This window comes from Herbidospora sp. RD11066 (assembly GCF_054661255.1).
This window is the reverse complement of the sequence record NZ_BAAGDO010000002.1, coordinates 1-23,686: the sequence shown is the minus strand read 5'-3', so window position 1 is coordinate 23,686 and position 23,686 is coordinate 1. Positions and strand designations below refer to the sequence as shown.

The 23,686-nt window shown below is 69.0% G+C and carries 26 protein-coding genes; 10 read left to right on the top strand and 16 right to left on the bottom strand.

Going from position 1 to position 23,686, the window contains the following annotated elements; translation table 11 throughout:
• Nucleotides 1-22: 22 nt before the first annotated feature.
• Nucleotides 23-493, bottom strand: a complete 471-nt coding sequence (locus ACYQ78_RS06475; RefSeq protein WP_459799788.1) for a hypothetical protein — start codon at nucleotides 491-493, stop codon at nucleotides 23-25.
• Between the two features lie 303 nt (nucleotides 494-796).
• Here ACYQ78_RS06475 and ACYQ78_RS06470 point away from each other — a divergent pair, with 303 nt between their 5' ends.
• Nucleotides 797-1,738, top strand: a complete 942-nt coding sequence (locus tag ACYQ78_RS06470; protein WP_459799787.1) for an FAD-dependent oxidoreductase — start codon at nucleotides 797-799, stop codon at nucleotides 1,736-1,738.
• A gap of 6 nt (nucleotides 1,739-1,744) precedes the next feature.
• Here ACYQ78_RS06470 and ACYQ78_RS06465 read toward each other — a convergent pair whose 3' ends face one another.
• Nucleotides 1,745-2,044 (bottom strand): MTH1187 family thiamine-binding protein, encoded by a 300-nt coding sequence (locus ACYQ78_RS06465; protein WP_459799786.1) that lies wholly within the window; start codon nucleotides 2,042-2,044, stop codon nucleotides 1,745-1,747.
• 115 nt (nucleotides 2,045-2,159) lie between these two features.
• Between ACYQ78_RS06465 and ACYQ78_RS06460 the strand changes: the two genes are divergently transcribed.
• Entirely contained in the window at nucleotides 2,160-2,726 is a 567-nt protein-coding gene (locus tag ACYQ78_RS06460) for a hemerythrin domain-containing protein (protein ID WP_459799785.1), read from the top strand.
• 73 nt (nucleotides 2,727-2,799) lie between these two features.
• Here the strand turns inward: ACYQ78_RS06460 and ACYQ78_RS06455 are convergent, their stop codons facing one another.
• Together ACYQ78_RS06455 and ACYQ78_RS06450 are read right to left on the bottom strand one after the other, a co-directional pair.
• Nucleotides 2,800-3,528 (bottom strand): hypothetical protein, encoded by a 729-nt coding sequence (locus tag ACYQ78_RS06455; protein WP_459799784.1) that lies wholly within the window; start codon nucleotides 3,526-3,528, stop codon nucleotides 2,800-2,802.
• Between the two features lie 60 nt (nucleotides 3,529-3,588).
• Nucleotides 3,589-3,954, bottom strand: coding sequence for a VOC family protein (locus tag ACYQ78_RS06450; RefSeq protein WP_459799783.1), 366 nt, complete (start codon nucleotides 3,952-3,954; stop codon nucleotides 3,589-3,591).
• A gap of 94 nt (nucleotides 3,955-4,048) precedes the next feature.
• Between ACYQ78_RS06450 and ACYQ78_RS06445 the strand changes: the two genes are divergently transcribed.
• Nucleotides 4,049-4,555: a GNAT family N-acetyltransferase gene (locus tag ACYQ78_RS06445; protein ID WP_459799782.1), complete on the top strand. Its 507-nt coding sequence runs from the start codon at nucleotides 4,049-4,051 to the stop codon at nucleotides 4,553-4,555.
• Here ACYQ78_RS06445 and ACYQ78_RS06440 read toward each other — a convergent pair.
• The 3 genes from ACYQ78_RS06440 to ACYQ78_RS06430 all read right to left on the bottom strand — a co-directional run bounded on the left by ACYQ78_RS06440 (nucleotide 4,534) and on the right by ACYQ78_RS06430 (nucleotide 7,818).
• Nucleotides 4,534-5,634 carry an MFS transporter gene (locus ACYQ78_RS06440; protein WP_459799781.1) on the bottom strand — a complete coding sequence of 367 codons (1,101 nt, stop codon included), beginning with the start codon at nucleotides 5,632-5,634 and terminating at the stop codon, nucleotides 4,534-4,536. The two genes, ACYQ78_RS06445 and ACYQ78_RS06440, sit on opposite strands and share 22 nt — an antisense overlap.
• Before the next feature lie 268 nt (nucleotides 5,635-5,902).
• Nucleotides 5,903-6,604 (bottom strand): SDR family NAD(P)-dependent oxidoreductase, encoded by a 702-nt coding sequence (locus ACYQ78_RS06435; RefSeq protein ID WP_459799780.1) that lies wholly within the window; start codon nucleotides 6,602-6,604, stop codon nucleotides 5,903-5,905.
• The gene (locus tag ACYQ78_RS06430) at nucleotides 6,601-7,818 is read right to left on the bottom strand and encodes an acyl-CoA dehydrogenase family protein (RefSeq protein ID WP_459799779.1); all 1,218 of its coding nucleotides are present in this window, start codon (nucleotides 7,816-7,818) and stop codon (nucleotides 6,601-6,603) included. The genes ACYQ78_RS06435 and ACYQ78_RS06430 overlap by 4 nt, the downstream gene beginning before the upstream one ends.
• A 41-nt stretch (nucleotides 7,819-7,859) precedes the next feature.
• On the opposite strand from ACYQ78_RS06430, the gene ACYQ78_RS06425 reads away from it, so the two are divergent.
• Complete coding sequence (locus tag ACYQ78_RS06425; protein ID WP_459799778.1) at nucleotides 7,860-8,480, top strand: TetR/AcrR family transcriptional regulator; 621 nt, start codon at nucleotides 7,860-7,862, stop codon at nucleotides 8,478-8,480.
• Here the strand turns inward: ACYQ78_RS06425 and ACYQ78_RS06420 are convergent, their stop codons facing one another.
• Both ACYQ78_RS06420 and ACYQ78_RS06415 read right to left on the bottom strand, forming a co-directional pair.
• Nucleotides 8,481-9,446 (bottom strand): acetylxylan esterase, encoded by a 966-nt coding sequence (locus ACYQ78_RS06420; RefSeq protein ID WP_459799777.1) that lies wholly within the window; start codon nucleotides 9,444-9,446, stop codon nucleotides 8,481-8,483.
• Between the two features lie 65 nt (nucleotides 9,447-9,511).
• Complete coding sequence (locus ACYQ78_RS06415; RefSeq protein WP_459799776.1) at nucleotides 9,512-9,706, bottom strand: hypothetical protein; 195 nt, start codon at nucleotides 9,704-9,706, stop codon at nucleotides 9,512-9,514.
• Nucleotides 9,707-10,026: 320 nt separating this feature from the next.
• Here ACYQ78_RS06415 and ACYQ78_RS06410 point away from each other — a divergent pair, with 320 nt between their 5' ends.
• Both ACYQ78_RS06410 and ACYQ78_RS06405 read left to right on the top strand, forming a co-directional pair.
• On the top strand, nucleotides 10,027-10,752 hold the full coding sequence (locus tag ACYQ78_RS06410; protein WP_459799775.1) for a hypothetical protein: 726 nt from the start codon (nucleotides 10,027-10,029) through the stop codon (nucleotides 10,750-10,752).
• A 139-nt stretch (nucleotides 10,753-10,891) separates the two neighbouring features.
• Nucleotides 10,892-11,920, top strand: a complete 1,029-nt coding sequence (locus ACYQ78_RS06405) for a hypothetical protein (RefSeq protein ID WP_459799774.1) — start codon at nucleotides 10,892-10,894, stop codon at nucleotides 11,918-11,920.
• Here the strand turns inward: ACYQ78_RS06405 and ACYQ78_RS06400 are convergent.
• From ACYQ78_RS06400 to ACYQ78_RS06375, 6 genes are all read right to left on the bottom strand, one after another.
• The gene (locus ACYQ78_RS06400) at nucleotides 11,884-12,381 is read right to left on the bottom strand and encodes a (2Fe-2S)-binding protein (RefSeq protein WP_459799773.1); all 498 of its coding nucleotides are present in this window, start codon (nucleotides 12,379-12,381) and stop codon (nucleotides 11,884-11,886) included. The genes ACYQ78_RS06405 and ACYQ78_RS06400 overlap by 37 nt on opposite strands.
• Nucleotides 12,378-13,259, bottom strand: a complete 882-nt coding sequence (locus ACYQ78_RS06395) for an FAD binding domain-containing protein (RefSeq protein ID WP_459799772.1) — start codon at nucleotides 13,257-13,259, stop codon at nucleotides 12,378-12,380. The genes ACYQ78_RS06400 and ACYQ78_RS06395 overlap by 4 nt, the downstream gene beginning before the upstream one ends.
• Complete coding sequence (locus ACYQ78_RS06390; RefSeq protein ID WP_459799771.1) at nucleotides 13,256-15,442, bottom strand: xanthine dehydrogenase family protein molybdopterin-binding subunit; 2,187 nt, start codon at nucleotides 15,440-15,442, stop codon at nucleotides 13,256-13,258. The genes ACYQ78_RS06395 and ACYQ78_RS06390 overlap by 4 nt, the downstream gene beginning before the upstream one ends.
• A gap of 62 nt (nucleotides 15,443-15,504) precedes the next feature.
• Nucleotides 15,505-17,547 (bottom strand): hypothetical protein, encoded by a 2,043-nt coding sequence (locus ACYQ78_RS06385; protein ID WP_459799770.1) that lies wholly within the window; start codon nucleotides 17,545-17,547, stop codon nucleotides 15,505-15,507.
• 169 nt (nucleotides 17,548-17,716) lie between these two features.
• Nucleotides 17,717-19,357: a phosphoglucomutase (alpha-D-glucose-1,6-bisphosphate-dependent) gene (gene pgm, locus ACYQ78_RS06380; protein ID WP_459799769.1), complete on the bottom strand. Its 1,641-nt coding sequence runs from the start codon at nucleotides 19,355-19,357 to the stop codon at nucleotides 17,717-17,719.
• Between the two features lie 47 nt (nucleotides 19,358-19,404).
• Nucleotides 19,405-20,097, bottom strand: coding sequence for an HAD family hydrolase (locus tag ACYQ78_RS06375; RefSeq protein ID WP_459799768.1), 693 nt, complete (start codon nucleotides 20,095-20,097; stop codon nucleotides 19,405-19,407).
• Between the two features lie 95 nt (nucleotides 20,098-20,192).
• Here ACYQ78_RS06375 and ACYQ78_RS06370 point away from each other — a divergent pair, with 95 nt between their 5' ends.
• Both ACYQ78_RS06370 and ACYQ78_RS06365 read left to right on the top strand, forming a co-directional pair.
• Nucleotides 20,193-21,275, top strand: coding sequence for an LLM class flavin-dependent oxidoreductase (locus ACYQ78_RS06370; RefSeq protein ID WP_459799767.1), 1,083 nt, complete (start codon nucleotides 20,193-20,195; stop codon nucleotides 21,273-21,275).
• 9 nt (nucleotides 21,276-21,284) lie between these two features.
• Nucleotides 21,285-21,884 (top strand): FMN reductase, encoded by a 600-nt coding sequence (locus ACYQ78_RS06365; protein ID WP_459799766.1) that lies wholly within the window; start codon nucleotides 21,285-21,287, stop codon nucleotides 21,882-21,884.
• Here ACYQ78_RS06365 and ACYQ78_RS06360 read toward each other — a convergent pair.
• Nucleotides 21,857-22,351 carry a GNAT family N-acetyltransferase gene (locus ACYQ78_RS06360; protein WP_459799765.1) on the bottom strand — a complete coding sequence of 165 codons (495 nt, stop codon included), beginning with the start codon at nucleotides 22,349-22,351 and terminating at the stop codon, nucleotides 21,857-21,859. The genes ACYQ78_RS06365 and ACYQ78_RS06360 overlap by 28 nt on opposite strands.
• A 64-nt stretch (nucleotides 22,352-22,415) precedes the next feature.
• On the opposite strand from ACYQ78_RS06360, the gene ACYQ78_RS06355 reads away from it, so the two are divergent.
• Both ACYQ78_RS06355 and ACYQ78_RS06350 read left to right on the top strand, forming a co-directional pair.
• On the top strand, nucleotides 22,416-23,036 hold the full coding sequence (locus ACYQ78_RS06355) for a RibD family protein (RefSeq protein WP_459799764.1): 621 nt from the start codon (nucleotides 22,416-22,418) through the stop codon (nucleotides 23,034-23,036).
• Nucleotides 23,033-23,608 (top strand): DUF421 domain-containing protein, encoded by a 576-nt coding sequence (locus ACYQ78_RS06350; protein ID WP_459799763.1) that lies wholly within the window; start codon nucleotides 23,033-23,035, stop codon nucleotides 23,606-23,608. The genes ACYQ78_RS06355 and ACYQ78_RS06350 overlap by 4 nt, the downstream gene beginning before the upstream one ends.
• Nucleotides 23,609-23,686: the final 78 nt, after the last annotated feature.

Below are 23,686 nucleotides of genomic sequence, written 5' to 3'. Positions count from 1 at the left end.
CGAACTCAATCACAAGATCATCTCAGTACGCGGCCGGGGAGGACGCCACCGCCTTCGGGGTCACCCGGTGGTCGCTGAGGTGCAGGTCACCACCGAGGTCGGGCCGCAGCTTGTCGAGGGTCTCGCGGGTCCCGAGCACGGTCCACAAGCGGCCCACGAGATGGGGGTTGTACTCGGGCGCCTGGTCCATCCAGGCGTCCTTCCCCTTCTCGGTGGCGAAGGTGTTCACGAAGAAGTCGCCGGCCGCGGTCGAGCAGGCGCCGGTACGGAGCTCCTCGGCGTCGACCTGGATCTTCACCTTGCACCCGACCTTCTCCGCGAGTTCTTCGACGGTCGGGGCGGGCCCGGAGTCCACCTTGGCGGCCGCGACCGGAGCCGGGTCGGATTCCTGATAGGCCGTTCCCGCGACCGGGTCGCCGCCCGAACAGGCGGACAGCGACACGACGGCCAGGGCGGCGACGGCAAGGGCGGCATGGCGCGAAACAGTCAGCACGCTCGGGGATACGCGCGATCGAGAACGGCGGTTCAATCAGGTGAACCGAAGTGACCCCTGGGGCGTCCTTCTGGCAAGGGAGGCCCGAATGGACGTCCTGGACAACCTCCTGGACGGGGATCTTCGTTTGGAGCTCGTCCTCGTGGAGGCCCTCCAATGGGAAGCCGATCGGCTGGCCGCCCCGGCCGATCGCTGAAAGGCACGACTGTCCCGCCCCTTGACGTGAGGGGCGGGACTTTGCGCATGCGAAGCTTTTTTGCGGGAAGTTCCCGATCGATCCGCTGTCGAAAGGGAGTTCTTCTGATGACCGATGTCGTGGTGGTGGGTGGAGGCGTCGTCGGCCTCACAACGGCGATCGCTTTGAACGAGGCCGGTCTCCGCACGATCGTCTGGACGGCCGAACTGCCCAGGCGGACCACCTCCGCCGTCGCCGGAGCGCTGCTGGGCGGCCCCGTGATGACCGAACCCCGCGAAGACGCGGTGCGGTGGCAGACGACCGGCTTGGAGATCTTCAACGAGCTCGCCGCCCGGCCGCACACCGGCGTCACCTCCGCGCGCGGGCGCCTGGTCTCCCGGCTCGGCCCCGGGACCCCTCCGTGGGCGAGCGACCTGCCCGGCTTCGCCGAGTGCTCCCCCGAGGAACTGGCGGGTTTCCCGACGGGTTTCTGGATCACCAGCCCCGTCGCCGACATGCCCTGTTATCTCGACTACCTGGTCGACCGGCTGTGCCAGTCGGGCGGCGACATCGAGGTGTGCACGGTGGCGTCCCTGGAACAGCCGACCTCGGTGGCACCGATCGTGATCAACTGCGCGGGCGTGGCCGGAGGAACCCTGGCCTGCGACGACTCGGTGACCCCCGTGCGCGGTCAGCACGTGGTCGTCGAGAACCCCGGACTGACCGAGTTCTTCTACGAGGGCGGCGCCGACGACGACTGGACGGGCTTCTTCCCGCACGGGGACCACGTGGTGCTGGGCGGGAACGCCCGATCGGGTGACTGGAGCCTGGAGCCGGATGATCGGCAGACGGCCGACATCATCAAGCGGTGCGCCGAGGTCGAGCCCCGGCTGGCCGACGCCCGAGTGATCAAGGTGGACGTCGGGCTCCGGCCGGGGCGCCCGTCGATCCGGCTGGAGGAGCAGCAGGTCGACGAGGGGCGGCTGATCCACAACTACGGGCACGGAGGCGTGGGGGTCAGCATGAGTTGGGGCTGCGCCCTGGACGTGGTGAAACTGGTGTCCGCCTGACTTCGGTCAGGACAGGTGGCGTTCGATGGAGGCCACCTTCTCCGCCATGCGGCCCGGCTCTCCCGTGCGGATGTCGGCCTTCAGGACCAGGCTGACCCGGTCGCACCTCGCCTCCACGGCCGCGACCGCCGCCTGGACGACGGCCATGACCTGGTCCCAGGTCTCGCCCTCGATCGTGGTGAACATCGAGTCCGTCTGGTTCGGCAGGCCCGAGGCGCGGACGACGCGGATGGCCTCGGCGACGTATTCGCCGACCTCCTCGCCCTTGCCGATGGGGGTGACGCTGAACGCGACGAGCACTGACATGACCTGACCTGCTCTCTTGGTAGCGTTGAACCAATATGGGCGATCTTGGGCATCAGGTGTGGTTCGACGTCGCCCCGCACGATCATCATTATGCGCACGAGGGAATCCTGAGCCGATGAAGCCCCCCACGACGGCCTCCGTCATCGACGACGCGTCCCGGCCCCGGTTGCCCAAGCGGGACCTCCACGCGCTGTCTCCCCGGCAGCGGGAGATCGGCAACCGGCTGGTCCTCATCCACAACCATCTGCGGCAGGAGCTCGCCCGGATCGGGGAGGCCGTGGAGCAGGTCGCCGACGGGCGGGCCGAAGCCGGGGCCGTGCGGTCGATGATCAACGAGCTGACCATGCGGCAGAACTACTGGACGCTGGGGAGTTTCTGCGCGTCGTACTGCCGGGTGCTGACCGTTCATCACTCGATCGAGGACGCCCACATGTTCCCGGGGCTGGTGGCGGCCCAGGAGTCGCTGGCGCCGGTGATCGAGCGGCTGGAGGCCGAGCACGAGATCATCGCCGACGTTCTGACCGGGCTCGACGCCGCGCTGGTGGAGATGGTGACGGATCCGTCGGGGCTCGACACGGTCCGCCGCCAGGTGGCGACACTCTCTGAGGCGTTGCTCTCTCATTTGGCGTACGAGGAAGAGGAGCTGGTCGAGCCGCTGTCCCGGCTGGAACTCGACGTCTGAGCTCGGGCGCCCGCTAAGCCAGGCGCTCACTGACGTCTGAGCCCGGCGCTCACCCAATGCCTGAACTCGGCGCTTACCGGAAGTAGACGCTCGCCCACCCGTCGTCCGCGACGGAGCCGGAGGCCCAGGCCGCCAGGAGGGCCAGTGCCGCGACCACCAGTACGACCGCGCTCGCCCGCTGCCGCAGCCGCCCGAGCCCCGGTGAGGGGCGGGCGATTCTCGCCAGCATCTCCTCACGCATCCCCGGCAGCAGGACCGGCACCAGCGCCGGGAGGTACGGCCGGATGGCCGCCTCTGCCGTTTTCTCGCATTCATCGCACACGCGGACATGCCGATCGAGAGTGAGGCGTGCCGATCGGGTGAGGATCCCCTGCGGCACCGGACCGGCGCATTCGGGGGTCTCCCGGGCCAGGAGCAGGAGGCGGAAGCCTGCCGTCAGGGACGACCGGAGGGCGCGGAGGAGCGTTCCGGCGCGGGGCAGGTCGACGCAGAAGGTCTCGGCGATCTCCCGGGCGTCGGCGCCCCGGCGGAAGACCAGGTCGTAGAGGCGCCTATCGCGTGCGGGCAGGCCCGCGGCCACCTGGTCGAGGAGGCGGCGGACCTGTTCGTCCGACGGGCCGCGTAAGGGCGTGCAGCCCGTGTGGTCGGGCCACGGGGCCCAGGGGGCGTGGTCGAAGAAGGCGGTGATCAGGTTCTCGTGGAGGGCCTCGATGTCCACCTGGCCGCAGCGGCATGCCGCTATCCCCCGGACCTGCCGGTCGTAGATCGCGGTGAACGCGCGCTCGCGCGGGGATCGTTCCATCCCTGCCAGGGTGACCCCGGTTGACCGGGGGTTTCCGTTTCCGTACGAATCTTTCCGGGCTCAGCCGTCCTGGAGCACCGACATGATGTTCCCGGCGGGGTCCTTGAACCAGGCGATCAGCGGGCCGCCCTTGCGGAAGATCCCCTTCTCGTCGGTGCCGCCGTACACGATGAACTCCACGCCCCGGCCGCGGAGTTCGTCGACGGCCGCCTCGATGTCGTCGACGGGGAAGTTCAGGACCGTGAATTCGGCCGGTACGTGGTTGGGTTTCGGGTAGACCAGGATGTCGTGGACGCCGGCGATGTGCAGGCGCAGCATTCCGTGGTTCTCCGAGACGCGCAGGCCGAGGATCTCCTCGTAGAACTTCCTGGCGGCGTCGACGTCCACGACGGAGAATCCGCTGAACGCCCGGGTGTTCTCGAACATGTGGCCCCCTCCAACTCGGTGACGGGGAGGTTTCCACCCTAACCCCGGCGCGGAAAGAGGAAGATTGCGCCATACCCGCATGAAAGGAGTTCTCATGGAGGTCACACTTCGCCCGGTTCGGGCCAAGGATCTCGATCTCTTCGAGCGGGAACGCGCCGACCGGGAGGGCACCGGACAGTACCAGTGGTTCGGGCACCGCTCGCCGCAGCCGTTCCACCGCGAATACGCCGAGAACGGGTTCCTCGGGCCCGACTCCGGCCGGTTCACCATCGAGGGCGACGGGGTCGCGGTCGGTTGGGTGACGTGGTGGATGAACTCGTGGGGGCCCGATCTGACCTCGTGGTGCTGGTCGACGGGGATCTGCGTGTTCTCCGGCTACCGGGGCAAGGGCATCGGCACGCGGGCGCAGGTCCTCCTCGCCGACTACCTGTTCGCGCACACCCGCGCCGAGCGGATCCAGTCGTTCACCGACGCCGAGAACTTCGCTGAGCAGCGGGCGCTGGAGAAGGCCGGGTTCGTCCGCGAAGGGGTGCTCCGCCGGGCGCAGTGGCGGGAGGGGGCCTGGCACGACCAGGTGCTCTACTCGGCTCTGCGGCCCTGAAAGGCTCCGATGATCGTGTACGGCACCGCGAGCACGACGAACAGGATCCACGACGGCGCCACCTCTGACCCGAAACCGTAGAAGACGAAGGTCAGCACCGCCATGACCTCGGTGCCCAACCCCGACATCGAGGTCACGGTCGCCCGCGACCGGTCCGACAGCCCGTCCTGCAACCGGGCGTCGGCCGCCGCGATCGCCCACTGGATCACCCCGAACGCGGCGGCGACGAACACGAACCCCCACGGGCTGCGGACGGCCGCCCCGGCGATCAGCAGCAGCCCACCGGCGGCGGTGATCGGCCCGGTCCACCTGAGGCCGCGCCCGGCGAGGAACCCGCCGACGGCGAACCCGGCCGACACCAGCACCATCAGCGGCGGCACGACCTCGTCGCCGACGCCGGTCCCCTGGGCGAGCAGCGGCAGATACTCGTCGAACGCCGACAGCCCGGTCACGGCGGAGACGAGGAGCAGTCGTTTGACCAGGGTCTTTGAGCCTCTGACCTCGCGGAATCCGGCTTTCAGGACTTCGAGGTAGCCGTCGTCGTCCTCGTCGGGGTCTTCTCTGGTCTCCGGCAGGGTGCGGGCGATCAGGGAGGCGACCACGAGGGTGGCGATGGAGGCGACGCCGACGGCCTGGTAGCCGCCCCACGCCATCGCCGGGCCGGCCAGGGCGCTGGCGATCATCATGGCGGTGGTGCCGATCGCCTCCGCGCGGCCCGTGACGCGGGGGTAGGACTCGGAGGCGCCGAGACGGGCGAGTTCCTCGTAGACGAGGGCCTCGGACGTGCCCGAACTGATCGCGGTCGCGACGCCCCAGAGCACGAACCCGGCCACGAACGACCAGTAGCCCGGCAGGAACGTCCACAGGGCGAAACCCGTGGCGGTGAGCAGCGGAGACAGCACCAGCAGGCGTCGGCGCGAGAAGGCGTCGGCCCAGGCGCCGGAGGGGATCTCCAGCAGGAACGACGTCAGCGACCAGACGACGAAGAGCGTCGAGATCTGGCCCGCGGAGAGCCCGTGGTCGGCGAACAGCAGCGCGTACACGGGATAGAGGAGAACGAACTCCTCGAAGAACACCATGGCGTAGAGACGCCACGTGAATCGGGACTCAGGTGAGGATCAATGTCGTCGTCTCATGGGCGCACCCTAACCGACCACCCCGGACCGCCGCACGCGGGTTTTTCCGGCCATGGACGACCCGTTGCGGCGGGAGGCGGGAGCGGGTGCCCGGCGCCGGATACGGCGAGGACCGGGGGCGGCGGGCGGTGCCGGGGTGGGCGGAGCCGTAACGGAGAGAAGAAATCCACCGGCGGCGCGGAGGGCGGGAACGGACGCAAGCCCTCCGACATCATGGCTTTTGTCGGGGGCCCGGGGCTCGGCGGAAGGTGAAGGGTTCGCTTTCGCGGCCGGAGACGACGAACCAGCACTCGCCCGTGCCCTCGCCGGCCAGGAGTTTCTCGAAGGCGTCGACCACGTCGGCGACCTCCATGATCGGGAAGCCCTCGGCTTCGAGCAGGACGCGGCTGTCGCCGATGATCGCGGTGTTGGCGAACGACGGGCAGAGGGCCTGGACCCTGATGCCCTCGGGTTCGAGCGCGACGCCCAATGACCTGATCAGTCCCACGACGGCGTGTTTGTTCGCGGCGTAGATCGGGTCCTGCGGAATGCCGACGATGCCCGCCATGGACGCCGTCGCGACGATGGTGCCGCCGCCGGATGCCTTCAGTGCGGGGAGGGCGGCGTGGGCGCCGAAGACGACGCCGTCGAGGTTGACACCCATCGCGCGGCGGTAGAGGGCCGGGTCGAAGTCGTCGCCGACGCCGCAGCCGGAGGCCACGCCCGCGTTGAGGAACACCAGGTCGAGGCGGCCATGGGTGGTCATCACGTGGTCGACGGCCCTGAGGTTGTCCTCCAGGACGGAGACGTCGCACCGCACGTCGGCGGGCTCGGCGATGTCGGCGACGACGACCGTCGTGCCGGATTCTCTGAGCCGTTGCGCCACACCGGCGCCGATGCCGCTGCTTCCTCCGGTCACCAGGGCGACTTTCACAGTGGGAGTCCTCCCGTCGCGGCCCGCGTCGAGCCGGTGTCACGATAGGCGGCGATGGTGCGTTCGGCGATGCGCATCTGGTGGATCTCGTCGGCGCCGTCGGCGAATCTGGCCCAGCGGGCGTGCTGGAACATGCTCGCCAGCGGGGTGTCGGTCGAATATCCGAGCGCGCCGTGCACCTGGATCGCCCGGTCGACGATCCGGTTCAGGCTGTTGGCCACGAAGTGCTTGGCCATCGACACCTCCGTGCGGAAGTCGTCGCCTTTGTCGATCTTCGAGGCGGCGTGCAGAACCATGAGTTTGCACTGGTAGAGCTCCATCGCCGAGTCGGCGATCAGCCATTGCACGCCCTGTTTGTCGGCCAGCAGCGAGCCGTGGCTGTAGCGGTTGAGCGCCCGGTCGACCATCATGTCGAGCGCCGTCTCCGCCTGCGAGATCCACCGCATGCAGTGGGCCAGGCGGGCGGGGCCGAGCCGATACTGTCCCAGGCGATGGCCGTTGCCCCTTCCGCCCAGGATCTGGCTTTCGGGCAGTCGCAGGTCTTCGATGAGGATCTCGCTGTGGCCGGTCGAGCCGTGCATCGTCTCGACCTCGCGGACGTCGGTCCAGCCCGGGCTCGGGATGTCGACCAGGAACGCCGTGGTGGCGCCGCGCTGTCCTTCCGGTACGTCCATCTCGGTGCGCGCGATGAGGATCGCGAAGCTCGCCCGGCGGGCGTTGGATATGAACCACTTGTGACCGTTGACGACCCATTCGTCGCCATCTTGTACGGCGGTCGTCCGGATCAGCGTGGGATCGGAACCGGCCACCTCGGGTTCGGTCATCGCGAAGCACGACATGGCGCGGCCCTGGAGCAGCGGCTTGAGGTATTTCTCCTTCTGCTCCTCGGTGGCCCAGTGGTGCAGCGTGTGCATGTTGCCCTCGTCGGGCGCCTGGCAGTTGAGCACCCACGGGCCGAGCCGGGTCTTGGCCGCCTCCGACTGGACCATCGCCAGCGCGACGTGCCCGAGCCCCATGCCGCCCACCTCTTTCGGCATGTGGGGCAGCCAGAGGCCCTCGGCCTTGGCCTTCTCGCGGAGGGCGAAGATCGTGCGGAGGTAGTCGTCGCGGGACAGGCCCTCGGTCTTCGCCGGGACGATGACGTCCTGGACGAACGCGCGGACCCGCCGGCGAATCTCCTCGTGCTCGGGATCGAGCGTGAAGTCGATGGCCATACGCATAATATTAATGCGAACGCCTTAAGAATGGAATTCTCATGACCGCCGATGGACGGCTGCGGCTGGTGCTGGCCGCCGAGGAACTGTTCGCCGACCGGGGCATCGACGCGGTGTCACTCCGGGAGATCAACGCCGCCGCCGGGCAGCGGAACGCGTCGGCGCTGCAGTATCACTTCGGCGACCGGGAAGGGCTGCTGAAGGCCGTCATGGCGCGGCATCTTCCGTCGGTGGAGACCGCCCGGCATCTCTTGCTCGACGCGTTCGAGGCGGCGCCGCCCGCGGAGCCGTTGCGGCCGCTGGCCGGGGCGTTCGTCCGGCCGCTGGCCGCCCGGCTCGCCGACGCGGAGGGGCGGCGGTATCTGCGGCTGCTCGATCAGGTGGTGCGGCGAGCCTCACCCGGGGCGTTGCGCGCTTCCACCTCCGAGCCGACGAGTGTGAACCGGTGGCGGGAGATCGTCGGGCCGCTGCTGCCCGAGATCGCCGTGACGCGCCTGCACCGGCGGTTCACGGCGATCCGGGTGACGTACACCGAACTGGCCCGGCGGGCCGAGACAGGAGAGGGACGCGACGAGCGGCTGTTCACCAGCCACCTGATCGACGTCGTCGCCTCGGTGCTGGCCACCCCCGTCTCCGACGAGACGGCCGGGCTGCTGGGGTGACTACGTCCACGAGTTGAGCCAGGCGCGCTGCACCGGCAGGTGGGCCGCGTCGCCGCCCTCGTGGTTGTTGAACTCGTATTCCTCCATGTGCTTGGCCGCGCCCGCATAGGCGTTGTAGGCGCCGAAGACGGTGGAGGGCAGGCAGATCTCGTCCATCAGGCCGACCGAGAACAGCGCCGGGGCGGCGGCCCGCTTCGCGAAGGTGACACCGTCGAAATAGGACAGGGTGCGCTCGACCGTCGCGACCTGCGACCGGTGCACCTTCAGATAACGGGCGATCTCCGTGTACGGATCCTTCGGGGTCCGCCGGATCGACCGCGGGAAGTCGCACAGGAACGGCACGTCGGGCATCGCCGCCGCCACGTCGGGGAGCAGCCCCGACACCGCGAGGGTGATGCCGCCGCCCTGGCTGCCGCCGGTCACCGCGACCTTGGCCGGGTCGACGAGCGGATGCTGCCGGACCGTCTCGACCGCGCGGACGGCGTCGCTGAAGACGCGCCGGTAGTAGTAGGTCTCCGGGTCGGCGATGCCCCGGGTCATGTAGCCGGGATGGGCGGGCCCCGCACCCTCGGGGTCGGGCGTCTCACCGACCGACCAGCCGCTGCCCTGGCCGCGGGTGTCCATGACGAGAAGGGCATGGCCGGTGGACGGCCAGTAGAGCCACTGGTGCGGGAGCCCCCGGCCACCGCCGTAGCCCTGGTATTGCACCACGCAGGGAAGCGGCCCCTCGGCGTTGGCCGGCACGAGGAACCACGCGCGGACCGGCTGCCCGGCCCAGCCCTGGAACACCACGTCGAAGACGTCGACCGTGGTCAGGCCGGTGGCGACGGGAGAGAAGACCGGTGCCAGCTCGTGGGAACGGGTCTCGGCGAGCGTCGCGGCCCAGAAGTCATCGAAGTCGTCGGGCTCCGGGACGGTGGAGACGTAGGAGCGGACCTCGGGCAGCGCAAGATCGGAGTAGGGCATGCAGCCCATCATCTGCGACGACGCGGGCAACTGACGATCAGCCCGCAGCGAACCTCAGGAAACTTTCACGTCGACGGTTTCAGGCCCCTCAGGGCCCGCAGCACTTTCTGCCCGAAACTGCGTTCCCTGATTTTCTCGGTGGCCTGCTCCATTCGTTCTTGGACGAACTCTCTGGCCTCGCGTCTGCGCTGGTCGTTGGCTCGGGTCAGGTAGGCGTCGGAATCGGCGAGCACTTCACCGATCAATTCCTCATTCCCCATCGGCCACCTCCTCGAATTCGAATACAACATTATTGCGGGAATAACGTCAAGTGACACTATTGGCACCCGGCGTCATCCTGACCGCCCGATAGTAGATTGACGACCCACGCCGCACCGTGGAAACCCGGATGTCGGACCCGAAATCCCCATTGCGCCCGGCCCGAAACCGGCGTATTCCAGGATTGAACGACATATGACCATGAGGACCACTTAGCCCTAATGTTGGGTGTAATCTGCGGCTCGTGACAGAGGAGAAGGTCCCGGCTACGCAATGGCCGCGCTGGAGATGGATTACTTATGGCGCGGCCACCCTTTCTGGGGTGGGTTACATCGCCCAGGTCGAACTTGGCCAGGAACTTCCCTTTTGGGGGCATATCAGCATCCTCGCGGGTGGCGCGCTGAGCGCCGCGGTCGCCATTGTTCTGCCGCTGCGCGAGCAGAAGAAACAGGAGATCCTGACCCACGAGGCGACCCAACTGGCCACGATCGAGGCGGCGAAGGTGCGCAGCGGACTGCAGGATCGGGTATTCGTCCTTTCCACACAAGTGGCCGTAATACTGGAAGAGCCCGATAGAACTCGTCGCGAAATAAAGAAGGGCCAGCTCAAACGGCTCGCCGTCGACCTGCTCTGCAATCGCATCGACAAACAGAATGTCCGCGCCTCGTTCCTGACCTATTCGGAGGGTCCGGCGGGCCGGCGGCTCGCCTGCGTCGACAACCTGTGGCACGGCCGCGACCGGCCGCCCCGCACGATATTCAGCGAGGGCACCGACAGGGGTTCCTACATGCTCCAGCTGGTCGACGAACGCGCCTTCGTCCTGGTGAAGGACGTCGACTCGCCCGGCGCGCGGCCGCCCGGGTGGGACATGAAGGGCTGGAACGGGGAGCGCAGCTACAAGACCTTCACGTGCGCGACGGTGGCGCTGGGCGACCAGGTGTTCGGCGTGCTGGCCCTCGACTCCCCCGACCCGGGCGGCCTCACCGAACTCGACGAACAGGCGGTCCGGCTGTTCGCCCTGATCCTGGCGATCGGCCTGGCCATCTGAACGGCCCCCGCCCACGTGCCCAAGTCGCCTACGAGGCACCTGGCCGCACCTCGCCGAGGACCACTGCCTGCCCGGCGGATTCGCTCTGATCGAACAGCCGGGACGTCACGCACCGGGTTTCGTTAGTCTCCTGCCGCATATGCGGGAATTTGTCTGCGCCACGTGCGACCAGCCGTTGACCGTCCCCCTCAGCCGGGTCGCCCTGCCCGCCCACGCGTCGGGACGATGGGGCAACGACCGTCTGCACGAACAACTGCTGGAGCCGGGCACCTACGCCGTGAATCCCGAGCGCTCCGGACCGCCGTGGCGGCCCTGGGAGGAGCTCACTTCGGCGGAGCTCGAGTCGCTCGGCTTCTACGCTCCCCTGCGCGAGGGCAGCGGCGAACTCTCCCTCGGCCCCTCTGGGGCGATCGCGCTGTGCCTGGGCGATCTCCGGGGCACCGCCTTCATCCCCGATCGGCTCGACGGCTCCTGCTGTGGGCTCATCGCCGACCTGGCCTGCGCGTCGTGCGGCTCAGAGGTGGCGTTACTGATCGACGACTGCGGGCTCTGGCAAGTGGTCTGGTTGCAACCCGGCCGGGTGCGCGGCACCGGGACCGACGACCCGGTGCTTCCTTGGGACGATCTCGGCGACGTCTTCGCCCGGGACCGTTCCGAGATCCCCCGGCCCGCGTGGATGAAGATGGCGGGAGCGGTGACGGCCCGGCTGCTGGCGGCATCCGGAGGCGTGCGGCTGACCGTGCCCGACGGGGCCTCGCTGTTCCGGGACGTGCTCGACGTCCTGCTGCCGCCGGGGCCGCCGGAGAGGCCGGTCGTCATGGCGGGGCCGGGGCTGCCGGGCCCGGACGCCGACATCGCGCTGGTGCCGGAGCATCCGCAGACCGATGAGGTGTGGCGGGGTGAGGTGGCCACTGCGGTCCCGGTGCCCTACGTCATGTGGCGGCACATGGCCTTCCCCGACGACGCCCGGCGGATGGCCATCGCCGCGACGTCGATGCCCCGCGCCGCGCTCCGTGACGATCCGACCCCGATGACCTGGTTCAGGATCACGCCCGACAATGACACCTTCATTGAGACTCTGGTCCGTCTGCCCGAGGTCCGGCAGCCGTGGCTGCGCGCGATCTACGACCGCTACTGCAGACGGGCCTGGAACTGGCCGTTCTGGTGATCTTGGGCGGCTCGGGTGATGGCACGCTGGATGGGTTCATAGCCCGTGCAGCGGCACAGGTTCGAGCGGACCAGCTCCGCCACGCGCTCCGGGTGGTCCCCGAGGGCGGGGTCGTTCTCCAGGGCTCCGGCGGCCATCATCAGGAAGCCCGGCGTGCAGAAGCCGCATTGCAGGGCGCGTTCGGCGGAGAAGGCCCGTTGCAGCGGATGGGGCTCCCCGTCGTGGCCGGACAGGCCCTCGACGGTCAACACGGGGTGGCCGTCGCACTGGACGGCCAGCATCAGGCACGAGCGGACCGCCTCGCCGTCGACCAGCACCGTGCAGGCGCCGCAGACGCCCTGTTCGCAGCCCAGGTGGGTGCCGGTCAGGGCGCAGTCGTCGCGGAGGACGTCGGCCAGGACGCGGCGGGGTTCGACGTCGAGCGGGTAGGCGTCGCCGTTCACGGTCAGGGTGATCTTCATCGGATCGCGGCCTCTCTCAGGGTGCGGGTGACCAGGACGGCGATGACGTGGCGGCGGTACTCCACGTCGGCGTGTGGTTCGGGCACGGGGGCGGCGTCCTGGTCTGCGGCGAGGCGTCCGGCGCGGGTGAAGGGGTGGTCGGCGGGGACGCGGTGGCCGCCGGGGCAGGCGATCTCGGCGCCGATCAACGCCCGTTCGGCCGCGTGGGCTCTCACCGGGCGGTCGGCGCAGTTGGCCAGGCCGATCCTGGCCTCGGCGATCACGCCGTCGCGAATCGTGAGGACGGCGCCCACGGCGACCTGGGCGAAGGAGAAGCCGGTGCGGCGGTGTTCGAGGAAGCCGACCCCGGTGTCGGGGCCGAGGAGCGGGAAGGTGACGGCGGTGATGAGCTCGTCGGGGCGGCGGGCCGTCTGGAAGGGGCCGAGGAAGTAGTCGCCGGCCGCGATCGTGCGGGTGCCGTGGGCGGAGGCCAGGTGGATCTCGGCGCTCAGGGCCATGGCGAGGGCGCACCATTCAGAGGCGGGGTGGGCCCAGGCGAGGCTGCCGACCATGGTGCCCCGGGTGCGGATCGGCGGATGGGCGATGTTCACCACGGCCCGGCTGAACAGGTCGCCGAGCGGGCCGGGCACCGCCTCCCGCGACTCGAAGACCTTGTGGCGGACCAGCGCGCCGACCTCGACCGTGCCGTCGGCCACGTCGAGGTGGTCGAGGGCGGGGATGCGGTTGACGTCCACGACCAGGTCGGCGGTGAGACGGTTCAGGTGCATCTCCAGGAGGAGGCTCTGGCCTCCGGCGAGGACCTGGGCGCCCTCGCCGAGCGCGGCCAGCGCCTCCGGCAGCGTACGGGGTGCGAGGTAGTCGAAGGCGGCGGGCTTCATGAGGCGGCGCGCCAGACGACGTCGGGGGTCAGGGGCATCTGGAGGACGTCGGCGTCGGTCAGGCGCAGGGCGTCGGCGACGGCGTTGACGATCGCGGGCGGGGTGCCGATGCAGCCCGACTCCCCCGCGCCCTTCGCGCCGAGCGGGGTGCGGGGGCTGGGGGTGCTGGTCTCGCGGAGGGTGATCGGCGGGATCTCCGTGTACGTCGGCAGCAGGTAGTCGAGGAGGCCGCCCGCCAGCTCGGGCACGCCGTCCGCGCCGAACGGGATGCCCTCGTAGAGGGCCTGGCCCAGTCCCTGGACGGCCGAGCCGAACGCCTGGCCCCGCACCACGTCGGGGTCGATCGCGTGACCGCAGTCGTCGACGGCGACCAGGCGCAGGACGTGCACGGTGCCGAGGTCGGGGTCGACCTCCACGACGGCCGCGTGGGCGCCGTACGGGAAGGCCATGCCCGCCTCGTAGCGTTCGTCCACCCGCAGCGGGCCGGTCAGTTTGACCAGTTCGGCCAGGTCGATGGTGGACGGTCCGTGGATGACGCCTTCTGACCACTCAGTGGTGTCCACGGGAACCTCCCACAGGGTCGCGGCGCGTTCGCGGGCGCGGTCGATGAGGAGTCCGGCGGCGTGCTGGAGGCCCGCGCCGTCGACCTGGGCCGAGCGGCTGGCGAAGGAGCCGACGCCGTCGGGGGTCGCGGTGGTGTCGCCCTCGATCAGGTGCACGCGGACCGCGTCGACGCCGAGGGTCGCGGCGACCAGGGCCGGGAAGACGGTCTCATGGCTCTGGCCGCTGGCGGCCGCACCGCAGCGGGCGGTGAAGGTGCCGTCGTCTCCGGCCTCGACACCGACGTATTCGTACAGGCCGCCGGCTTCGCCGCCGGAGCGTTCGACGTAGCAGGACAGGCCGATGCCGAGCGGGAGGGCGGCCGGATCGGACCGGCGGCGGGCCTGTTCGGCGCGCCAGGCGTCGTAGCCGAGGGTGCGCAGGGCCAGGTCGAGGGCGGCGGCGTAATCGGCACTGTCGTAGTCGCGGCCGGTGGGGGTCAGGTAGGGGAAGCGCTCAGGTGGGATGAAGTTGCGGCGGCGCAGCTCGGCCGGGTCGAGGTGCAGGCGGCGGGCCAGGGTGTCCATCGTGCGTTCCAGCGCGCTCGCCGCCTCGGGGCGGCCGGCGCCCCGGTAGGGGTAGGTGACCATCGTGTTCGTGAGGACGGAGCGCACGGTGGCGTGGACGTGGGGCGTCAGGTAGGGGCCGGTCGCCATCCACGCGGTCTGCATCGGGAGCGCGGCCCCCAAGTGGGGATAGGCGCCGACGTCGGCGTCGATCTCCAGTTCGTACGCGAGCAGTCTGCCCTCGGAGTCGGCGGCGAGCCTGACCTTCTGGTCCTGACCCCGGCCACGGGTGGCGACCAGCATCGACTCGCGGCGGTCCTCCACCCATCTGACCGGGCGGCCGAGCTCGAGAGCCAGCGCGGCGACGGCGATGTACTCGGGGAACAGGGCGCTCTTGGAGCCGAAGGCGCCGCCGGTGTCCGGCACCACGACGCGGATGCGGTCGAGCTCCCAGCCGAGGAGCGCGGCCAGTTCGCGGCGGAGCCGGTGGGGGGCCTGGTGGCCCGACCAGATGATCAGGCCGTCGCCCTTGGGCACGCAGAGGAAGGTGCGGCACTCCATCGGCGAGGGCATCAGCAACTGCTGCCGATAGTGGCCCTCGACCACGACCGCCGCCCGCTCCCACACGGTGTCGTCGATCGGCTCCCCCGCCTCACCGTGGAAGGCGACGTCGTTCGACGCCACCGACACGACGGCGGGCAGTTCGTCGACCCAGAACACGACCTGGGCCACCCCGTCTTCGGCGCGGTAGCGGTCCTCTCCCAGGACCACCGCCAGGGCCTCTCCCGGGTAGCGGACCTCGCGCTTCACCAAGGCCGGCCACTCCCAGCCGTCGGCGCCCATCGAGGCGGCGTGCGGGAGCGGCGGGAGGTCGGGCAGGTCGGCGGCCGACCACGCGCCCGCCACCCCCGGGACCTCGCGGGCGGCGGTGCAGTCGACCTCGCGCAGGATTCCGTGGGCCACCGGGCTGCGGACGAACGCGGCCTCCAGGCAGCCGGGCACCCGGAGGTCGGCGACGTAGCGGCCGGTGCCGCCGAGCAGCCGTTCGTCCTCGCGTCTCAGCCAAGGCTCCACCATTTGGACACTATCCGTCCGCCCGGTGGGATCTCGAAGGGCTTGGGTGAGGTTTTAGGTGACTTTCAAACCGCAGGCGGCAGGAGGAACGGCGATCGACCCCAGGAGGTTCGGCAGTCAGAGATCAGCTGCCAGGTGTACTCCGTGTTCACCGCGAGCGCCGCCCGCGCCTGGGCGAGGCCGTCGAATCTCGGACCACCGGCGCCGACGGAGTTCTCGTCGAGATCGTCGCCGAAGACCTCTTCCAAGGTGTGCGCGAAGTAGACGCAGGTCATGAACTCCCTACGCAGCTCCGACGTCGGAGCGCATTCCGCGCCGATCGCGTGGATGAGGTCGGCGAGCAGCGAATCATCCTTGAGAGTGCGCAACACTCGCAGAAAGCTCGCGTCCTCCCGAACCTGAGGCAGTTGCGCCAAGGCCTCAGCCTTCCGGCGAAGGTCATCGCGGACGCAGCGGCGGACCACAGGTGCCATGCGATTCGTCTCCTCCGCAACGGTGACCAGGTGGCGAGCGGCCCGGATGAGTTCTCGTGGCAGGCCTCCGGAGAGGACGTGACATAAGGCGACATATGGCTCACTCAGTCCGATCACGCGCTGGTAGAGCAGCCGACGGGACTCCTCGTAGGTAAGCGGGGGCACCCTGACGATCTCGTCGAAGGCGCTGTCGAAGGCGTCGCGCAACTGAAGGCCGCGGCGATCGAATGCGGTGAGCGCATCGTCCGAGACCGTTACGAAGAAATAGGCGTTCGGGATGCCGAACACGGTCTTGATCTCGTTGATGAACTTCTCCGCCTGCGCCGCTGTGCCGATCTTGTCGAGTTCATCGACGCCGATGATCAGACGGCCGTCCCAGTAGTCGGCGAGGACCGCCGCACGCCGGGCGAAGAAACGAAATTCGCCGACCAGTTCCGGATAGGTGAAGGGTTGCTCCGCCCGCGAGAGGCCTCGGGAGGTCATGAGGTCGATACCCAGGCCGACCGGCCCGCTTGACGCGGGCTTGTACGTCTCCGACGTGGTCCACGAGAGCGTCTGGAGATAACGGACCCGCAAGAGATTCCGCCGGGCGGCCTTCCGGAGGCGACGCCGAAGCCTTTCCGGCTTCAACCTGACTGCAACATCGTGGATCAGTGCCACATTGATTCCGACCACGGCTGTCCCAAAGAACGCCCAAACCGCAATCCTGACCCCAGTCGGAATATCACTGTTCCAAAAAAACAAAATTGGACTGGCAAATATCGCACTTATCGCCGAAATGCCGAAGACATACCGGACAAGCCTCCAGAGATACCGCGGCCGCCGCGTATAGGAGAGCACACTCCGGCACAGCGAAGCGAACAAGTGCAGCACGAACTCCCGGGCCACGTAGTCCACGGGCGCGGCTACCAGGCAGGCGATGTCGGAGCCCCGCACTCCCGCCCGGCATCTCGCCCGGACCAGGCTCGATTTCCCGACGCCACGAGGCCCAGCGACCCCGACGCTGCCACCCTTGAGATGGCGCAGCACATCGAGGAGCTCCGTCTCCGCCGCAGTGGGGACGTGATGAGCCAGGTCGTAGATCTCCGCCAGACCACTGACGCCGGTGACCGCGAACTCTTGAGTGAGGCGGCCTTTTCTTGCTTCGTTGATGAGGTATCTGACATGAAGGGTGGCCAGGTCCCGCTCCCGAATCGCACCGACCAACGCATGGCGGGCGACAGCGAACTCCTGGAATTCGTCCAGGATCACGTGACGCATCTCCGGTAGCCACCGAAATCCTACTCCGAGGCCCACGGAAGATCGATACCAGATCGCTAATACGAATATTGCCGGAACACAGACCAGCACGATAACCGGGAAGATCTTGAGCCAGAAAGGCAGCGCAAACGTGGCAGCCAAGAGCGCCACACCAACAGCAGCCGCCAAAGGACTTAGAGGTGCGAGGCCAGCGAGGCCTGCAGCTACCGCATCTATTCGTTGGCGACTTTTTGAATACGCCTCACTCTCTTCTGGACAATTGCCGAAAATCGGTTTGAGGTCGTCCATCGCAACGGCCCGAAGTAGCGCGAAATCACCCCCAACGTCTGAGTTCAGCTTCTCCGTCTCGGATTCACGCAGGACTTTACGCACCATCCTGCGAATCTCCCGTTCGGAGACGAAGTCAGCAGGCGGGAGCCCTTTCGTGGTCCCGTTGGCCTTAACGATGCGAACGACTTCCGCTACGACGGCGACGACGGCCCTGACGCGCATACGACGCCAATGCCCTGCCCTGAGCCCGGCAAAGCCTGAGGCTCTACGTCTGCTATGACGTCAAGGCAGTGGAAACCACCGAGCGGGCCTCCTGCTGGACCTCGGCCAGGTGGTCGGCGCCCAGGAACGACTCGGCGTAGATCTTGTAGACGTCCTCGGTGCCCGACGGCCTCGCGGCGAACCAGGCGTTGGCCGTCTCCACCTTCAGGCCGCCCAACACCGCGCCGTTGCCCGGGGCGTGGGTCAGCACGTTGGTGATCGGCTCGCCGGCCAGGCTGTCGGCCGTGACCTGGCCCGCCGAGAGCTTCGACAGGATCGCCTTCTCCTCGCGGGAGGCGGGGGCGTCGACGCGGGCGTAGGCGGGGGCGCCGTACCGTTCGGTCAGTTCGTCGTAGTGGGCGCTGGGCGACCTGCCGGTGACCGCCGTGATCTCGGAGGCGAGCAGGGCCAGGATCAGGCCGTCCTTGTCGGTGGTCCAGACGTGGCCGTCGCGGCGGAGGAACGACGCTCCGGCGCTCTCCTCGCCGCCGAAGCCGAGCGAGCCGTCGAGCAGGCCGGGGACGAACCACTTGAAGCCGACCGGGACCTCGACCAGGCGGCGGCCGAGACCGGCCACGACGCGGTCGATCATGCTGCTGCTGACCAGGGTCTTGCCGACTCCGGCGTCGGGGCGCCAGCCGTCGCGGTGGGCGTACAGGTAGGAGATGGCGACGGCCAGGTAGTGGTTGGGGTTCAGGAGGCCGCCGTCCGGGGTGACGATGCCGTGGCGGTCGCTGTCGGCGTCGTTTCCGGTGGAGATGTCGTACTTGTCCTTGGAGGCGATCAGCGAGGCCATCGCGTACGGCGACGAGCAGTCCATGCGGATCTTGCCGTCCCAGTCGAGCGTCATGAAGCGCCACGTCGGGTCGGTCAGCGGGTTGACGACCGTCAGGTCGAGGTGGTGGCGCTCGGCGATCTCGCCCCAGTAGGCCACGCTCGCGCCGCCGAGGGGGTCGGCGCCGATGCGTACACCCGCGGCCCGGATCGCGTCGAGGTCGACGACCGACGGGAGGTCGGCCACGTAGGAGCCCATGAAGTCGTAGCGGCCGGTGGTCTCGGCCTTCAGGGCGCGCTCGAACGGGATGCGGCGGACCTCTTTCATGCCGCCGGCGATGAGCTCGTTGGCGCGGTTCTGGATCCAGCCGGTCGCGTCGGTGTCGGCGGGACCGCCGTTGGGCGGGTTGTACTTGAAGCCGCCGTCCTGCGGGGGGTTGTGCGACGGGGTGACGACGATGCCGTCGGCCAGGCCGGAGTCGCGGCCCCGGTTGTAGGTGAGGATCGCGTGCGAGACCGACGGGGTCGGGGTGAAGCCGTCGTGGACGTCGATCAGCACCCGCACCTCGTTGGCGGCCAGCACCTCCAGCGCCGACACCCGCGCGGGCTCCGAGAGCGCGTGGGTGTCGATGCCGAGGAACAGCGGGCCGTCGATGCGCTGGGCATGGCGGTATTCGCAGATGGCCTGGGTGGTGGCCAGGATGTGGTCTTCGTTGAAGGCCGTGTTCAGCGACGAACCCCGGTGTCCCGAGGTGCCGAAGGCGACCCGCTGCGACGGCTGCTCCACGTCGGGGCGCAACGCGTAGTAGCTGGTCAGGAGGCGGGGGACGTCGACCAGATCGGTCGGCAGGGCGGGCTGCCCAGCTCGCTGATGCACCATAGGCCTAAGTTTGCCGCACTATGCCCCACTAACGGATCACCGGGGGCTCAGAAATGGTCCACGAGTTCGGTGAAACGCCCCAGGGTCAGCACTCCCGTGTCCGAGGGGTCGAGTTCGGCGTGCTCCAGGACCCACGTGTGCTCGTGGGGGATGAAGACGGCGTTCATCCCGGCGGCACGGGCGGGCGAGATATCCGACTTGGGCGAGTTGCCGATCATCCACGTGCTCTCGACGGCGAAGCCCGAGTCGGTGGCCAGGCGCCGGTAGACCTCGGCGTCCTTCTCCCGCACGATGTGCGTCTTGCGGAACCACGACGACAGCCCCGACGCGTCGATCTTGCGCTGCTGCTCCTCGACGTTCCCCTTGGTCAAAAGGAACAGCTCATGGCGCGCGCTCAGGTCGGCCAGCGTGTCGGCGACGCCGGGGATCAGATCGACCTCGCCCCGGATCAACCGGCCCGCGAGATCGTCTACGAAAGCCCGTTCGGCGGCGGTGGCCGGGCGTTCCTGGAGCTTCTCGAAGGTCTCGTGCAGGTTGCGCAGGAAGACCGCGCTGCCGTAGCCGTGGGTCACGGCGTTGGCGCGCTCGATGTCGTTCAGGATGCCCCTGATCTCGACGCGGTCGAGGGTGGGGTGGGCCGCCCAGTCGAGGAAGTCGTCGATCACCCGCTCGAAGAAGACGTTGTTCTCCCACAGGGTGTCGTCAGCGTCAAAAATCAGAGTTTGTCCTGTACGTCGCATTGGCACAGCCTCCCATGACAGAGATACTTGCGGCGCGGAATAACTACGAACCTCGGTGCGCTAGAGGGCCCGTACACACCGGAAAAGGAGCTGAGATGCAGTTCGGGATCTTCACCGTCGGTGACGTGACCATGGACCCGACGAACGGCACCACCCCCACCGAGGCCGAGCGGATCAAGGCCATGGTGACCATCGCCCGCAAGGCCGAGGAGGTCGGGCTCGACGTCTTCGCGATGGGCGAGCACCACAACCCGCCCTTCGTCCCCTCGTCGCCCACCACGATGCTCGGCTACATCGCCGCCAAGACGGACAGGCTCATCCTGTCGACGTCCACCACGCTGATCACCACCAACGACCCGGTGAAGATCGCCGAGGACTACGCGATGCTCCAGCACCTGGCCGACGGCCGGGTCGACCTGATGATGGGCCGCGGCAACACCGGCCCGGTCTACCCCTGGTTCGGGCAGGACATCCGCAACGGCATCAACCTGGCGATCGAGAACTACGCGCTGCTGCACCGCCTGTGGCGCGAGGACGTCGTCGACTGGGAGGGCAACTTCCGCACCCCGCTCCAGGGGTTCACCTCGACGCCCCGCCCGCTCGACGGGGTTCCCCCGTTCGTCTGGCACGGGTCGATCCGCAGCCCGGAGATCGCCGAGCAGGCCGCCTACTACGGTGACGGCTTCTTCGCCAACAACATCTTCTGGCCGAAGGAGCACTTCGCCCGCCTGATCGAGCTCTACCGCACCCGCTTCACCTACTACGGCCACGGCACCCCCGACCAGGCGATCGTCGGCCTCGGCGGCCAGGCGTTCATCAGGAAGAACTCCCAGGACGCCGTGCGCGAGTTCCGCCCCTACTTCGACAAGGCCCCCGTCTACGGCAACGGCCCCTCGCTGGAGGACTTCACCGAGCAGACGCCGCTGACCGTGGGCAGCCCGCAGGAGGTCATCGACAAGACGCTGACCTTCCGTGAGTCGTTCGGCGACTACCAGCGCCAGCTGTTCCTGATGGACCACGCCGGCCTGCCGCTGAAGACCGTGCTGGAGCAGCTCGACCTCCTCGGCGAAGAGGTGGTCCCGGTGCTGCGCAAGGAGTTCGCCGCCCGCCGCAAGCAGGGCGTCGCCGAGGCCCCCACCCACGCCGCCCTGGTCGCCAGGAACGCCGCTCTCGTCTAAGGACCCGACATGACCGTCATCGCCGTCGTCTCGGCCGGGCTCAGCCAGCCCTCCTCCACGAGGCTGCTGGCCGACCGCCTGGCCGAGGCCGTCGGCCGTCACCTCGACGATGCGGAGATCCGCGTCGTCGAGCTGCGCGGCCTGGCCGTGGACATCGCCAACAACCTGGTGACCGGCTTCCCCTCCCCCACGCTGAAGAAGGCCCTCGACACCGTCGAGGGCGCCGACGGCGTGATCGCGGTCACCCCGATCTTCACCGCGTCGTACAGCGGCCTGTTCAAGTCGTTCTTCGACGTGCTCGACAACACGGCGCTGCAGGGGACGCCGGTGCTGATCGCCGCGACCGGCGGGACCGCGCGCCACTCGCTCGCCCTGGAGCACGCGCTGCGGCCGATGTTCACCTACCTGCGCGCGATCGTCGTGCCGACCGCCGTCTACGCGGCGTCGGAGGACTGGGGCGCCACGTCGGGCGACGGCCTGGCCTCCCGGGTCGACCGGGCGGCGGGCGAACTGGCCGCGCTGGTCTCCCGAGCCCCGGCGAAGGTCCACGCCGACGAGGCGGTCGTCCCGTTCGAGCAGCTCTACAGCCGGTTGAAGGGCTCGGCGTAGGCGAACTGCCCCTTCTGCCCTGTGTACGAGGTCAGCACGCGCACCTGGAAGTGCTCGCCCCACTGGGGATCGGGAGAGATGATCCCCAGGTCGGAGGCGGTGCGGAAGCCGTAGCGGCAGTAGTAGGCGGGGTTGCCGAGCAGGACCACGACCGGCTCCCCCAGCGCGTCGGCGGCCCCGAGCATCGCGTGCACCAGCGCCAGGCCCACCCCCTGGCGCTGCCGGTCGGGCCGCACGCTCAGCGGGCCGAGGCCGAGCGCCGGGGTGTCGTCGATGTGGGCGCGGGTGCAGACGACGTGGCCGACCACCTCGCCGTCGATCTCGGCGACCATCGACAGGGCCGGGATCCAGCCGGGATCGACCCGCAGCTCGTCGACCAGGTCGGCCTCCATCGGCGTGGGGAAGGCCCGCAGGACCACGTCACGAATGGCGGCCACGTCGCCCGGGAGCTCGCGTCGGATCAGCATCGCGCCAGTCTCATCACGCGCGCCGACCCCGGCAAGCGGTTTTCGCTCGACTACGCTCGGTGACATGCCGCCGGACACGCCCTATGTGGTCGCCCACCTGGCCGTTTCGCTCGACGGCAACACCGACGGGTTCCCTCTCGACACCAGCCGCTTCCACCAGCTGGTCAGCACCACCTGGCATGAGGACGTCACGCTGGCCGGGTCGGAGACCGTCCTGTCCCTCGAACCGACGCTGGTCGCCGGTCCCGGGCCGAAGGACCCCGGCCCGCTGCTGGCCGTGGTCGACGGCCGCGCCCGGGTGACCCACTGGCAGGAGCTCCGCGACGCCGGGCACTGGTCCGAGGTGCTCGCCCTGCACTGCCGCACCACCCCGCCCCGCCCCATCGGCCGCTACGTGCCGGAGCTCGTCGTCGGCACCGACCAGGTCGACCTGCGGGCCGCGCTGCGCTCGATCGGGCGGCGTCCCGGCGTCGAGGTGGTGCGGGTCGCGAGCGGCGGCAGGCTGGTCGGACGGCTGCTCGCCGAGGGCCTGGTCGACGAGATCAGCCTGCTGGTCCATCCCGTGATGGGCGTCGGAAGCCGGCAGTGGTGGGGCGAGGGCCCGCCGCCGTCGCACACCCTTCAGCTCATCGACACCGACACGTTCGGCGGGGGCCTGGTCTGGCTGCGTTACCGTGTCGCATGAGCGACCTACTGACCCTCGGGGTGCCGGTTCTGGACAAGGTCATCCGGACCGTCGCCGTCTACCTCTGCGTGGTGATCCTGCTCCGGCTCGTCGGCAAGCGGGACATGGCCCAGCTCAACACGTTCGACCTGGTCGTCATGCTGCTGCTGTCGAACGTCGTGCAGAACGCCATCATCGGCCCGGACAACTCGGTGCTCGGCGGGATCATCGGGGCGGTCGTACTGGTCGCCGGGAACGCGATGCTGACAAGGGCGGCGGCCGAGTGGAGCTGGCTCGCCAAGCTGTTCGAGAGCAAACCGACCGTCCTCGCCCGTGACGGCGCCTACGACGACCACAACCTGAAGCGCCTGGGCCTGCGGCACGCCGACCTCGACGTGGCGATCAAACGGCAGGGCGGCAGCCGTGTGGAGGACGTGTCGGAGGCGACCCTCGAACCGGGCGGGACGGTGGTGGTCCGGCTCCGGCCCGAGGAGGAGAACGCGACCCTGGCCGACATCGCCCGGCTGGAGGAACGGCTCGTGCGGATCGAGGCGCTGCTGATGGAGCGCCGCAAGGGCGCCTTCGGCCCCTAGATGTACTCGGCCATCAGGTTGGTGACTCGCCGTAGCTGATGCTTGATCAAATGGAAGACCTCCGGATGTGGTGGAGAT